The sequence below is a fragment of the Fulvivirga sp. genome (assembly GCF_040218215.1).
Lineage (GTDB): Bacteria > Bacteroidota > Bacteroidia > Cytophagales > Cyclobacteriaceae > Fulvivirga.
In genome coordinates, this window is sequence record NZ_JAVJQL010000028.1 from 1 (window position 1) to 13,223 (window position 13,223).

11 protein-coding genes are annotated in these 13,223 nt (G+C 36.1%); 2 read left to right on the top strand and 9 right to left on the bottom strand.

The window, feature by feature from the left end; genetic code table 11:
• Positions 1-126 precede the first annotated feature (126 nt).
• Together RIB54_RS18380 and RIB54_RS18385 are read right to left on the bottom strand one after the other, a co-directional pair.
• On the bottom strand, positions 127-672 hold the full coding sequence (locus RIB54_RS18380) for a sensor histidine kinase (protein WP_350102260.1): 546 nt from the start codon (positions 670-672) through the stop codon (positions 127-129).
• Positions 673-1,777: 1,105 nt separating this feature from the next.
• Positions 1,778-2,398, bottom strand: coding sequence for a hypothetical protein (locus tag RIB54_RS18385; RefSeq protein WP_350102262.1), 621 nt, complete (start codon positions 2,396-2,398; stop codon positions 1,778-1,780).
• 500 nt (positions 2,399-2,898) lie between these two features.
• Between RIB54_RS18385 and RIB54_RS18390 the strand changes: the two genes are divergently transcribed.
• Positions 2,899-3,414 (top strand): mechanosensitive ion channel domain-containing protein, encoded by a 516-nt coding sequence (locus tag RIB54_RS18390; RefSeq protein ID WP_350065664.1) that lies wholly within the window; start codon positions 2,899-2,901, stop codon positions 3,412-3,414.
• Between the two features lie 72 nt (positions 3,415-3,486).
• A complete protein-coding gene (locus tag RIB54_RS18395; protein ID WP_350102263.1) occupies positions 3,487-4,080 on the top strand; it encodes an MCP four helix bundle domain-containing protein in 594 nt (197 codons plus the stop codon).
• Positions 4,081-4,145: 65 nt separating this feature from the next.
• Here RIB54_RS18395 and RIB54_RS18400 read toward each other — a convergent pair whose 3' ends face one another.
• The 7 genes from RIB54_RS18400 to RIB54_RS18430 all read right to left on the bottom strand — a co-directional run bounded on the left by RIB54_RS18400 (position 4,146) and on the right by RIB54_RS18430 (position 13,219).
• Complete coding sequence (locus RIB54_RS18400) at positions 4,146-5,246, bottom strand: adenylate/guanylate cyclase domain-containing protein (RefSeq protein WP_350102264.1); 1,101 nt, start codon at positions 5,244-5,246, stop codon at positions 4,146-4,148.
• Between the two features lie 128 nt (positions 5,247-5,374).
• Positions 5,375-7,783, bottom strand: a complete 2,409-nt coding sequence (locus RIB54_RS18405; protein WP_350102265.1) for an ABC transporter permease — start codon at positions 7,781-7,783, stop codon at positions 5,375-5,377.
• A gap of 109 nt (positions 7,784-7,892) precedes the next feature.
• Positions 7,893-8,912, bottom strand: coding sequence for a helix-turn-helix domain-containing protein (locus RIB54_RS18410; protein ID WP_350102267.1), 1,020 nt, complete (start codon positions 8,910-8,912; stop codon positions 7,893-7,895).
• A 107-nt stretch (positions 8,913-9,019) separates the two neighbouring features.
• Complete coding sequence (locus RIB54_RS18415) at positions 9,020-11,179, bottom strand: TonB-dependent receptor (protein ID WP_350102268.1); 2,160 nt, start codon at positions 11,177-11,179, stop codon at positions 9,020-9,022.
• A 48-nt stretch (positions 11,180-11,227) separates the two neighbouring features.
• Positions 11,228-11,527 (bottom strand): DUF6660 family protein, encoded by a 300-nt coding sequence (locus RIB54_RS18420; RefSeq protein WP_350102269.1) that lies wholly within the window; start codon positions 11,525-11,527, stop codon positions 11,228-11,230.
• A 112-nt stretch (positions 11,528-11,639) separates the two neighbouring features.
• Complete coding sequence (locus tag RIB54_RS18425; RefSeq protein WP_350102270.1) at positions 11,640-12,155, bottom strand: putative outer membrane beta-barrel protein; 516 nt, start codon at positions 12,153-12,155, stop codon at positions 11,640-11,642.
• Positions 12,156-12,586: 431 nt separating this feature from the next.
• The gene (locus tag RIB54_RS18430) at positions 12,587-13,219 is read right to left on the bottom strand and encodes a carboxypeptidase-like regulatory domain-containing protein (RefSeq protein ID WP_350102271.1); all 633 of its coding nucleotides are present in this window, start codon (positions 13,217-13,219) and stop codon (positions 12,587-12,589) included.
• Positions 13,220-13,223 lie beyond the last annotated feature (4 nt).

A 13,223-nucleotide genomic window follows, 5' to 3' on the forward strand; every position in this document is an offset into this window, starting at 1 on the left:
TACACAACTGGGGTTTGACAGTACAACAATTAGCCATTAAATTTGGAGAACGATTGCCGCTCGATTTGATCAGCTAGCCCTTTGGTGGGGCGCTGATCATTGAGCTAGGACATCACCAGACAGAGTTTAGATTACACTACCTTCATCTACTATAGAAATTACTACAGAATTATGATTAACTTCTATCTTCACATGAACACTTGTTTCAGGATTTGAAAATTTTAAAGCATTAGATAAAAGGTTCTCTAATGCCGCTTTCAAATATGTCTTCTGAGTAACTATCTTAACTTCTCTTACATAATACTCCTCAACAATGTTTATTTTTTTTTGATCAGCAGATATCCTAAACTCATCAATTAGGCTACTTATCTCGTTAATTAATAATATTGCTTCAAAATCATCTGGTCTAAGTTGGGCTTTTAAATACAAGCCCTGATCCATTAACTTAATGACCATATTCTTTTGTTCTACTGAGACTTTTTTGGCCTTGTTCAATAGCTCTAACTGTTCATGAGTAAGATTTTCATTGGAAAACTCAATAACATTCAGCAGCCCTTCAATTCTGGTTAACGGGCTTTTAAGGTCATGGGCAACAATATTGATAATTTGCGTTTTCTCCTTGTTAACCCTTTCAAGCTCTTGGTTTTTTTTGGTCAGAAGTTGTTCTTGCAAATTCCAATTACGATGAAAATGATAAATTATAAATTATAAATGCCAACGAAATAAAAAGAACACTAGGGTTTACATAAGAGTAATGTTCATCAGGGTAAGTGTGAAATAGAACTTGTGGCATATAAAACAATATCACGTTACATAAATAAAGACTTATAAAAACGACTTTATTTTTGTAAAGGAGCATTTGAAGCAAAATAACTGACAAGAGTAAATACTCAACCATTTTCCCAGGTACTAAAATGAATATCGATGCGATTAAGAAGCTTTGGAGCAAAAAAATGAATGCGTGCCTGACGAATAATACAAAGCCCTTATTTTGGAAGTAAAATAGTGATGACAGAATTATAAAAAGTAAAATCTCAATAAATGCCAGAGTCTCCTTTCTTGTTACAAAAAAGTTAAAAAATATAAAAAAGAGACTAGTGAGACTGAAAATGAAAATAGACATATTGACCAATCTAATTTTTCTGTTTTCCGAGAATGAATACTTTTCAGAAGTACCAGTGTTCAGTAATAGTTGGGTCAATTTTTCAATCATCATTCAGCATGAACAATAAAAAAAATGATTGATAAAATAGTATTTATACCTATTAATTGATGGGTTGAAAGAAAATAAAATGTGACTTTCTTTCAGTGTTAGTTGATATAGAATGAATCAAACCAGTCGGTTACCTATTCGGTTACCAAGTGTAAATAATGGACTATAACTAATTGATTTATAATGGTATAAAATGGAGGTACAAGTTCCTCCTCGTATAATAACTTGTTGTTATTATTAATCAATCATTTCAACGAACATAATTATGCTTTGAATGGTATAATTTATTTCAAACTAATGGTGAACAATTCGGTGAACATAAATTCTGTGAAATGGATAAGTCTTTGATATACAGTATGTTTATTATTGTATATATCGGGCAGTCATCCCGACAAACAAGAAGGTGTCTCAAAAGGGCACCTTCTTCATTGTACTACTCATATAACTAGAATATAAGCATTTCATTATAAAAATTTAAACACCATAAAAAATAAAGGAAGGCACTAACTCTAGCACCTTCCTTTGTGTCTTTAAAATGTGTGTCTGTTTTAATTGCGATAAAACCTAATTCTCAGCCAGTGGTTGATGTTTAGATGGCTTCTGACCAGGCTCAAAAATTTCAGGAACAGTTTCTTTAAATTCAAAAATCACGTATTCATCTAACAGAATGAGTTTATAATCGTATAAGTTTGAAATATAAGATTTTGACGGGGTTCTGAAGCGTGTGTCAATCACATACCCACCCTGGCTATTCTTGTAGTGGATTTCATTTGTTGTCTCTGTCATTATTTCTTTTAGATCTGCCTTTAATAGTTCACTAAAAGCCATTAGTAAACCATATGCATCCTCTACACGTATGGCAAAAACTGCTTCTATATCTCGCAAATAATTGAGATCTACTGATTTAAGATAGGCCCAAAACATATCTTGGTTATTTTCAAAAACTAAACTATCTACAGCAGTACTTTTTGATACTTTATGAATTACACTTTTTACAGTTTTTAAGTTTAGGTTTTCCATTACTGACTTGCATGCCTCAATATCCTTATCCTTGTAAAACTGATAGGCCATATATATATCTGTTGCTAATTTTTGAGAGTTAGGATGCTCTCTTTCCGTATCACCGTTGCCGGCTAAAGAGATAAGACTAAGAAATATAAAAAGAGATGTGAATAGCTGTCTCATGGTATTTTCATTTTTGTTATCTAGTTCAAATGTATATCAATGAGAGAAGTCATACATCAGTAAAACCCTGAGTTTTTAAAATAGGGAATTCACCTAGAAAACTTGGCTCATGCTCTGCCTAGTTTTATGCTATTAGAAATTACGATTTATGCTTTTGAAATATTCTTCCTTCTAGTTCATAAGGTATTTGGATGCTAATAATGGTTTAACATGATAGTGAACCGACTATATTTGATTGGACAGTAAGTTAAGCCCGACTAGCTTAATAAGTCTGATTAAAGTTGGTAATCTCCTTTTTACTAAGTGTTTTACTGATTTTAATAATTAAGGAATGCACTCATGTTTCGCGATGGCTAATAGTCAATCATGGGAGCAGCAAAAATCTATAAGAATATGTTGCGCCTGATACTACTGCCCTTTAATTGGCAAAATCCCCGGCATGAAAAGGACCTGATACGTTGATGAGCTTTCTTGATTTCAATTTTCCTTAATTTTACCGGATGGACATCAATAATTTTTTAGGGTATAAAGAGCAGATTTTAGAAACCCTGGTGCTATTGGCACTTTATTTTGTAATCAAATATATCACCAATAAGGTGATTAGTGGAGTTGGGCGAAAATTCGAATATGCCAAAGAGCGGGTGAGAATGTTGCAAAAGATAGTCAACGGGAATTTGTTTATGGTTCTCATAGGAATCTCCTTGTTCATTTGGGGTATTGAGCGCAGTCAAATCGTATATTTTGCTACTTCACTGTTAGCACTTATAGGCATTGCATTTTTTGCCCAGTGGTCAATCATATCCAACATTACTTCAACGGTAATTATTTATTTCAGTCACCCTGTACGTGTGGGGGATGTCATCTCCATCTTAGATAAAGATTACCAAATTGAAGGGCGAATAGTTGATATTGGCATATTCTTCATGACTATAAAAACTGAAGATAAGGAGGAGATTACCCTGCCAAGCAATATTTTTATGCAGAAAATGGTGAAGAAAAAACGAGTAGACCAATAACCTTGTATATAGTTAAAAATGCCAGGAAACTGAAAAATCACTGAATACGTTGCACTTAAAAACACCCACAGTATGAGAAGTAAATTCACTATAATACAAAAGGTCAAAGCCATCACTGCCCTGGCAGTGGTGTTTCTATTGGTACTGGCTACCAATAAAATGGACAGCAATCATTTTGCAGTAGTTAAGGAAACGCTGTCAACCGTTTATGAAGACCGCCTTGTAGCACAGGATTACATCTATGACTTGTCAAAATATGTGCAAGAGAAAAGATTTGCACTATCGGCTCAAAGCAAAGTTAACACCGCTGTGAATGACTCAATTAATGAAATATTGAGCCTTTATGCTAAAACAAAACTGACGAAAAATGAGGCTCAACACTTTGGGACATTTAAAACTCATATAGATAATTTATATAAGCTTGAACAGAATTTTAAAGGGGAGGGTAATGAGGAACAAAAGGTAGAAATGGTGGAAATTTTCGGGGCATTAAGCAGTCAACTGGATATGCTATCCGAAATACAACTGGATGAAAGTAAAAGGCAGATCGATAATTCGAACAGGTCTATTGACACTAGCGATTTTATTGCCAAAATTGAAATCGGAACATTGATTTTAATAGGAATAATTATCCAAATATTGATCCTTTATAAGCCGTCTAATTGACTTGCTTTGGTGTTATAATCATAAGTACATTTTAGGTCCTCATTTTCAAAATAATGTGAGAACCATTACATTGTTGCAGTAGGCGAAATAACTGTGGCAATATCAACCGATCCTTTTCGCCCCCTTAATTCGTGCAGACCTAATTTCTTGATTTCAAATTCATTATGATAGCTTAATTGATCAATCAACTCATCTGAAATCAAATTATCAACCTCAAGATTATTACATAAGGCCTGAATCCGTGCAGTAGTATTGAGCACATCGCCAGTGAAAATGATCTCCTTTTTCAAGGCTCCAATTTCTCCTGTAGTAACCATACCATAATGAAGTCCCGCTTTAAAAGATGGTGTGACACCAAAAGCGTTTTTAAAAGCCTCCGCTTTAGCTTCAAGATCAGCTTTCATTGCAAAAAAGCACTTTATACAATTGTTGTTTCTTATCCCCTTTTTGTATTCCCATGAGACTACAATTTCATCACCAATGTATTGATATACTTCTCCTTCATGTTTAACGATGGCATTAGACATGGTGTCATAATAAGCCTTTAACAATTCGAAGTATTTTATATGTCCCAGTTTCTCAGCAATTGCTGTGGAAGATTTCATATCAAGGAACATGAATATTCTTTCCTCTTCTGTGGGTTTATGATACTTGCCTGTGAAAAAATTAAACAGCACATTTTGCCCAATATTTTCACTTATTTCAGCATAAAACAGACATGCAAAAAGGGAGACCCCCATTTGAACGAATGTGCTAAGGTTAGTTATACTGGTAAGATAGTCTACATATTTTTCCCAAACGCGGGCATCAAAAACTCCAACCTTCATCTCCATACTTGCAGCTATGGGGAAAGTGATCAGGATAATAGTAAATAGGAATAAGGCATAGAAAAGCAGCTTATAAATGATTTTAACTGTGAAGCTATGTTTGGATAGAGCCCTATTTAGCCAGATCATTTCGATAGCGCCAATTAGCAAACCAAGCATGGTGACAGCGATACTCGCAAATACCAATATCTGAGGACTCACACGAATAGCTGTTGTCGCAGCATTATCAAAGCCGCCCATTGCCACATACTCAACAAACATAAATGTCATGCCAAAAACCAGCCAGATCAATCCAAAAGGGATGATCCTGGCTATGTTTCTTTTGGTAATTGGTGACATTTGCATCAATCAGCGTTAATTATTTAATTGCCAACATAACAATTATTCACCTTATCAGGAAAATTAACTTGCTGAATAATAAGTTCTTACTATTTGCCAAACACCTAAATAATAGATCTATAATAGGTCTACTGCTCTTTCAAACTATCTACGGGATTAGCGGTAATTACTTTTTGTGCATGATAACTCAATGTAAGTAGGGTAATAACTACACTTGCTACGGCAGCCATAAAAATATTAGCCCAATTAAAGTCTGTGCGAAATGTAAAATTGTCTAGCCATGCATTACCAAAATACCAGGATACCGCTGAGGCAATTACCAATGCTATTGCAAATAATGCTATAAAGTCCTTTATCAAGGCATAATACAGGGTGAAAGAATTAGCTCCCAAAACTTTTCTAATACCTATCTCCTTTGTCTTTTGAAGTGCCGTATAGGAGACTAAACCGAATAACCCCAAGCAAGAAACAAAAATTATTAAAATTGAACCGAAAATAAGGAGGTTGAAAAGCCTGTCTTCTTTACCCAAAAATGAATCTAATTGTTCATCCATAAAAGAGTATTGAAAAGGGTAAGTAGGCTCATAGCTATTCCATAATTCGGAGATGTTCTCAATTACTTCTGCCTGATTTTGAGGTGATATCCTAATACACATATACCTGCGTCCTCCATTATAGTATAAGATTGTCAGGTTTTTCAAAGGTTCTGTTGCAGAACCCATAGAGAAGTTATTTACCACACCAATAATGGAACGTTGCTCTGTATCTTCAGGGAATTTAAATCTTGCCCCTACAGCTTCCTCTGCCGTATAGCCAAGATAGTTGGCCTGATACTCATTGATAAGTACACTATTAAAGTTACTATCTGCCTCAATAAATGTTCGACCAGCAATTAACTCTATTCCGATCGTTTCCAGATAGTTATCACTAACTTGCAACAGCTGAGCAGGTAATGACTCAAATTCTCCATTAGCTTTTTCCACCATGTAGCTAAACTCATTCAATCCATTAATAGGAGTTTCATTCATACGCGTTACATTTTCAACTCCTGGCAGATTAGAAACATCTTGCTGAAAAACCTTGATCTTGCTTCTGATAGCTTCATCTTTCAACTCTACTACTACCAAATTTTCTTTATCAAAACCAATATCTCTCTGTCTGACAAAAACCACCTGATCTATAACTACAAGAGTGCAAATGATCAATGAAAGTGATATTGCTTGCTGAAACATTACGAGGCCTTTTCTTACTGACAAATTACTACTGCCTTTGTCAGTTGGTGCGCCTTTCAGTACCGCGGCTGCTTCTAATGATGAAATATGAAAGGCTGGATATACACCCGAAATAATGCCGACAATAACCCCGATTCCCAGTATAATAATTAAGGTTAAAGGTCTTTCAATAAAATTTAAAGACAACTCCTGTCCAACAAGTTGATTGAATGTTGGCAGTATGGCTACAATGAAAGAAATAGAGATTAATGATGCAATTGATGCTGTAAGAACAGATTCTGAGATAAACTGCATACTTAAACTTTGTCTGCTGGCTCCCAGTGCTTTTCTCACCCCCACTTCCTTAGCTCTGGATAATGATTTGCTCAAAGCCAAATTAGTGTAGTTAAAGCATGCCACAATCAAAAGGAATACCCCTACCACAATAAACACATAAACATTTTGTTCGCTGCCATGTGCATATGGCTCCCAGATAAACTCAGGGGCAAGGTGTATACTTGTTAATGGTTGAAAGATAATCTCTGCATGACCATTTAAAGCATCAAAAGTCTCCTTCATATACTTTTCATAGAATGGTTGCCAGTGCCCATTCACATCCTTTGGACTAAAGGCTGATGTTGTTCTTACATAAGTGTAGATATGAGCACCATACCATTGATCCATTGCTAAAGTAGGTTCAAAATAGGTGCTATAAGAAATCAGTGCATCAAAAGGTAAGTATGTAGGCTTATCAATGTCATCAAAAACCCCAGTTACAACTGCTTCTTGCTCCTCCTGCAACTTTAAGCTTTTACCAAGTGCTGATTCGTTTCCAAATATTTTCTCTGCCGTAGACTTAGAAACAACGATACTATTAGGCTCCATCAAGGCCGTTGAAGAGTCACCTTCTATCAATGGCAATCTAAATACTTTAAAAAATGAACTATCAACTACAAATGCATTTTTAACTGAGATATAATCCTCCTTTTCATTCCAAATCATACCCTCATGCACCTGTAATCCGCTATAACCAAGCAGCCTTACTGATGCGATAATACCGGGGTATTCACTGACAAGCGCAGAACCCAGCGGTCTCGGTACATTGGAATACACGTCTTTATGGCCATCTAATGTAAAGTCTGCTGCAAGGCGATAGACATTTTCAGACTCATCAATATGTTGATCAAAACTCAACTCATATGAAACATAAAGAAAGATCAGAAATGAAAAACTTATACCAAGGGTAAGACCTATGATATTAATGAATGTGTATGCCCTGTCTTTGAGCATATTTCTGAAAGCTACCTTAATAAAATTGAACTTCATTTTAATACAGTTTTTAGTTGCGAATACACTGCAATAAAAAGCCATTCAGAAGTCTTAAAAGACCTATAAATAATTTGAGACTAAAAATATTAATTTAAAAATACCTTATTTAATGCAAATCAGGGCTGCTTTTGACTTCTCTTCTATATTCTGTTGGTGTTATGCCAGTATGCTCTTTGAAAATTCTATTGAACGAAGCTTTAGAATTAAACCCCGACTCATAGGCCAATTCCATTATGGTAGCTCTTGGGTCAGTGGATTTAGATTTTACTAATTTCTTAAACTCATCAACTCGATAATCATTAATATAATCATTGAAGTTTTTTCCAAGGTTAGCATTTATAAAACCCGATAGTTCAGGAATCTTAACTTCAGCTAAAACGGCAAGATCATTTAATGTGAGATCAGGGTTAAGATATGCCTTATTATCATTCATGACTAGTTTAAGCTTTCTTTTCATTTGTTCCTCATAATTAGCCAGCTCATGTGACTGGTATGAATCACCATTTTGATTGGTTGGCAGTATAGGTCGATTAATAAAAAAACCAGACACTATAACTAAATATAAAGCTGTAGCTAAATGAAACAGGTCTACGACTTGTACTGGCTCATAAAATATTACGGGCAATGTAAACCGTGTTATCACTAAAACGATAAGTCCTAGAAATAGAAATTTTAAATAGTGCGCCTTAAATGCACCCCGGTTCCGATGGGACTTTAGTGTTTTGCTAAGCTCAGAAAGGCTAAGTCCTGCATAAACTAAAAACTGAAGCAAGTACAGTCCATCAAAAATTCCTGAACGCATCTCCTGAGGAATCATAGTGCCGCTTAAAACCCAAATAACTGGGATTATACAATGCAATAAATAATTGAGGGGTATACCATTTCGATTGTCATGAACTACAGAAAACAGATAAAAACATGGCCAGATGAGTAAGCTCATTACCTCATAAAACCATGTTGTATTAGTTAATGTCCTAATGGCCAATACGACCGCCAGAGTGAGGCATAGGAATGCAAAAGTAAGTAATTCAATATCTGCTCTTCGGAAAGCTATTAGCAAAATGCTTATGAAGAAGAAAAAGCCTACCACGGCAATTGAAATTATTTCTGTATAGCCAAAAATCATTGTGCTAAATAAGCACAATTGCTCAACAATAGGTCAATAGGCCTTGCCTAAATAACTACTTTAAGATTTTAATAAAGGAGACATATTCTCAATGCCTCCTTTATTGCTTAAAGCTCAATAATCACACCTGCATTAATGATACTACCATCTGTAGGTGCCCAAATCTGTGGAAACTGAGGTTTATAATGCTCACCAATGTCAAAGTTTTCCAGCTTATGCTGCCTGGTATCGGTAAAGTTCTCAAAATTGGCATAGACACTTATGTTTTTAAACTTTCTCATAGCCATAAAACCCATGATCCAATAGTGATCTGTCAAAGTTCTGTCAGCTCTATATTGACTGCCTGTATAGTAAGCTTCGTAACCAATTCGCCACTTTCCATGCACTTCATAAACCAATACTGCCCCCATGCTATGCTTAGGAGTCAGCGGCTTTTGATCATTGATGTTATCGTAATTCAACTCCGTATTCGTAAATGCATAGTTTGCAAAAACCTTAAAGTCTTTATACCCCAACTTAAGATTTGTTTCTATCCCCTGCGATGTTAAGCTGCCGTCTGCATTTTCAAAGAAAAAGCTGCCATCATCTGATTGACGAAAAACAAGTGCGTCATCCAACTGGGTATAAAAGAAAAGTTGATTGATTGACAGTGTCACCTCATCTCCTATCAAAGTTTTGAAATTCACATCATAATTTCCTCCAATCGACCTTTCAGCATCGGTCGCTGAATTATCAATTGGTGCTATGTTCTGAAAGGTTAAATTCTCCGCATCCTCGGTAAATATGGTAGGCAGCTTATAGCCCAGTCCACCACCAAGTCGCATGGCCACTTTGCTCCCTACTTTTTTTAAGATAGACAGCCTGGGCAACAGAAAAGACCCATAGTCGACAGCATAGTCCCACCTCAGTCCACTTTCAAGGATAAGTGATTCTGATAAGTCGGTTGTATTTTGAAGAAACCCACCTACAGTTACATTCTCATAATCACGTTCAAAATTGGAGAGTTTCCTTTCATTGAAATTGTCAGTATACAAATTCAACCCGCTAATCCAGTCGCTCTTTTTGTTACCAAATGTGTATGACACTTCATTAAAAGACGACCATTGCTTCCCTTCAAAGGTAAAGTTCGGCTCCTTTATTTTCCTATTAAAAGTTGTGAGGCTTGATTTAATATTTAAAGAATGAAGCTCATCAAACTCATTGGTATATTTCAACTGGTAAGATATTCTATCAGACTCATTTTCTTCAGTGAATTGATGAATGCCATTTTGATCATTTTCGATAACCTGCATATCCCCACCCAATCTATTTTCAGTGGTTCCATTGATGGTAAACCGCAGCGAAGAATGATCATTGAAATAATAAAAGAAAGACGGATTAAAAGTAAGCCCTCTGATCTGAGGAATGTCACTGAAATCATCGTCATTGGAATCATAAGCTTGCTGGCGACTGGCTGAAGCAAAAAGGGTAAGTCCAAACTTATTATTTCTTTTGGCATAAAAAGTATTCAGCGTAGTTCCCTGAGCCTGGGTTTGATCAATCATAATTTTCAACTTCCTTTCCTCTTCTGGTTTGATAGTCACCAGATTAACCAAGCCTGCAATGGCCCCCCCTCCATATAAAGTGGAGTTACTTCCTTTGATAACCTCAACCTGCTTCAAATCCAAAGGCGGAATCTGCATAATACTAAGTCCACCAGAGAAACCTCCAAACAAGGGGAACCCATCTTTCAAAATCTGGGTGTACCTACCATCTAGTCCTTGAATTCTGATGCTCTGATTTGCCGAGCTGGCAGAAGTTTGCTGCATTTGAATACCGGTACTTTCACGCAGGAGCATTGCGATATTAGAAGACCGCATAATTGCCTTTTCTTCCAACTCTTCAGTACCAATGGCCTCAATCCTTGTGGGGATATCCTCAATCATTCGGCTACTTCTGGTAGATGTTACAATCACTTCCTCCAACTCCTCTCCAGGGTGAAGTTCAATCACCAGTGTCTCGCCATTATTTGCGCCAACAACCCAGAGCTTAAGTGGTTCATAACCCACAAATGAGACTTCAATCTGAGTGCGCTCATTAGGAAAGTCAGGGATACTGATCTCACCGTTTAAATCGGAAATAGCGCCTTGGCTTTCAGATACCTTTAAAGTGGCTCCTATAAGAGGCTCCTGTGTATCTCCATCAATAATTTTTGCTTTAAATGTGCTTTGACCAAAGCATAAACCAGTGGTCAAAAGTATAATTATGCCTATAGCTAAAGGCTTCATAGTCTTTTGATTATGTTAATAAAAATTTAAAAAAATGATCTTGAAAGACTAGGCTATTTTTGGAGGATCCCAGATGCTTAATACAAGCTGCTCATATTTACTTGAGAAACCCTGTGGCAAACCAATATTTGATGAGTTGACGTTAAAAACGATTATCTGGCTGAAACCAACCCATTGTGACGGGCAGCACTGACAGGTACAAAGGGGAGAGCACAAATCACCAAAATCACAATGCTCATGAGAAGCCTGCTTAACGACAAGCACATTTGAGTCAGCTATTTCTTCTGCGCAAGGCAATAAAACCACACTCATAAATATGATTGCTATGAAAAGTACTCCCTTATACATGCTACAAAGCTAGATAATAAACCTGCGCAACGATGCTGCAAGTGACAATTATATCTAAAAACAAAAAGAGCCGTGTATTTCTACATGGCTCTTTAATATTGATGCGTAAAGATTACAATTTGTAAGTAATTCCTATTTTACCGCCAGAAGCCGTTCCTCCTCCAAACTCTACGTTAATGGCCCATTGGTCAGAGAAGAAGTACCTGCCACCAATTTGAGCATCAAGACCAAGACCTGATGACCTGTTTCCTAAATATTCAGAAGGTGATGACCAAATGTAATAGCCCAAAGTAAGTCCTGCGTAAAAATCAAATTCCTTACTAATATTTAGCAAAGAGTTGAAGTGATAGTTTCCGTTAAAACCTAAAACGAAAATGGAATGGCTATACTTATACCTGTTGCCGTTGAAATTATATCTTTCTGAATAACTTCTAAATGATACCTGTGGCCCAATGGTTACATCAGGATGAATGCCAAAATCAATCCCTGCATAAACGGGTACTCCCCAACTCGAAAACCCAAACCCTGCATTTAGCTGCTTATTGCCCTTCCCTAAGGGGGCCTGAGCCTGCAAACTTGTAAAAGCACTTAAAAAGACAACACAACAAATTGATGTGATAATTTTCATAAAAAGTTCAATCGTTAAAATTAAAAATGACTAATTCTACAGATAATGTTTTTACCCGTTTAACCAACTAAGACTTCAAAGATAAGCTAATTTTTACTTGATACTTCAGTCACAAAAGTTTACAGATATGATTTTGTAATAACGTGTTGAGATTAAGTCTGTTGTAATTTTATTTTAAAATATAATTCCAATATATTCCAACAGTCCCATTCTGGGATTTTATCTCGATTTGATTTTATTAAAATAGGCTCCTGTTAGCATTTAGGGCTATTTATGGCAAAAGAACCATTTTGGCATGAATGCTGATAACTTATCTGTATTAACTAGCAAATAAAATGAGCGGATCAGAATTAAAAGGATTTAAACTATTGATAGGCCTTGTATATATTGCCCTAGTAGCAGCTGCTATAATGATGTACTTCCTGTTGTAATTATTTCTTTTTCGATCTAAGCGAACGAAAAAAATTTGCCCAATTGAATGGATTGAGAAGTGGATTGCTTCTCGGTCCATATCTATCATTTTGATACTGAATCCAATTATCCATATAATAGCGGTGATTAGCCGCACCGTCCATAGGCACAGATTGCAGCATTAACGCCATTAATTCTTCATTAACATCAACAGCTTCATTAGGATTTATTGGAAGGTTAAGCGCCAATACAGCTTCTTTAAAAATTTGTTCCGTAGGAAAAGGCATAATTTCCACTGTTTCCAGAAAAGTAGTGTCACTTATCATTTCAACAACTATAGTGAGATTATCCCTGTCTGAAGCAGGTACTCTGTAGAATTGCCTTTCGTAGCCAATAGCACTTATAATAATTTCATCTCCTTCTAGCACAGGCAATGAAAAATAACCTACTCGGTTACTCGTTGTCCCGCGTCCTGCTTTAGGCACATAAACATGTACACCAGGCAAACCGGCAACGCTATCTTCTCCTAGAATTATTCCAGACAGCTGCATCACCTTTCTTCCACCCTGCGCATTAGCTTCAGGTGCTTTGATAGCCATCAAAACAATGCCAAGAAATAGCGATAATGTCAGTTGGGAAATAAGTTTTTTCAATTGC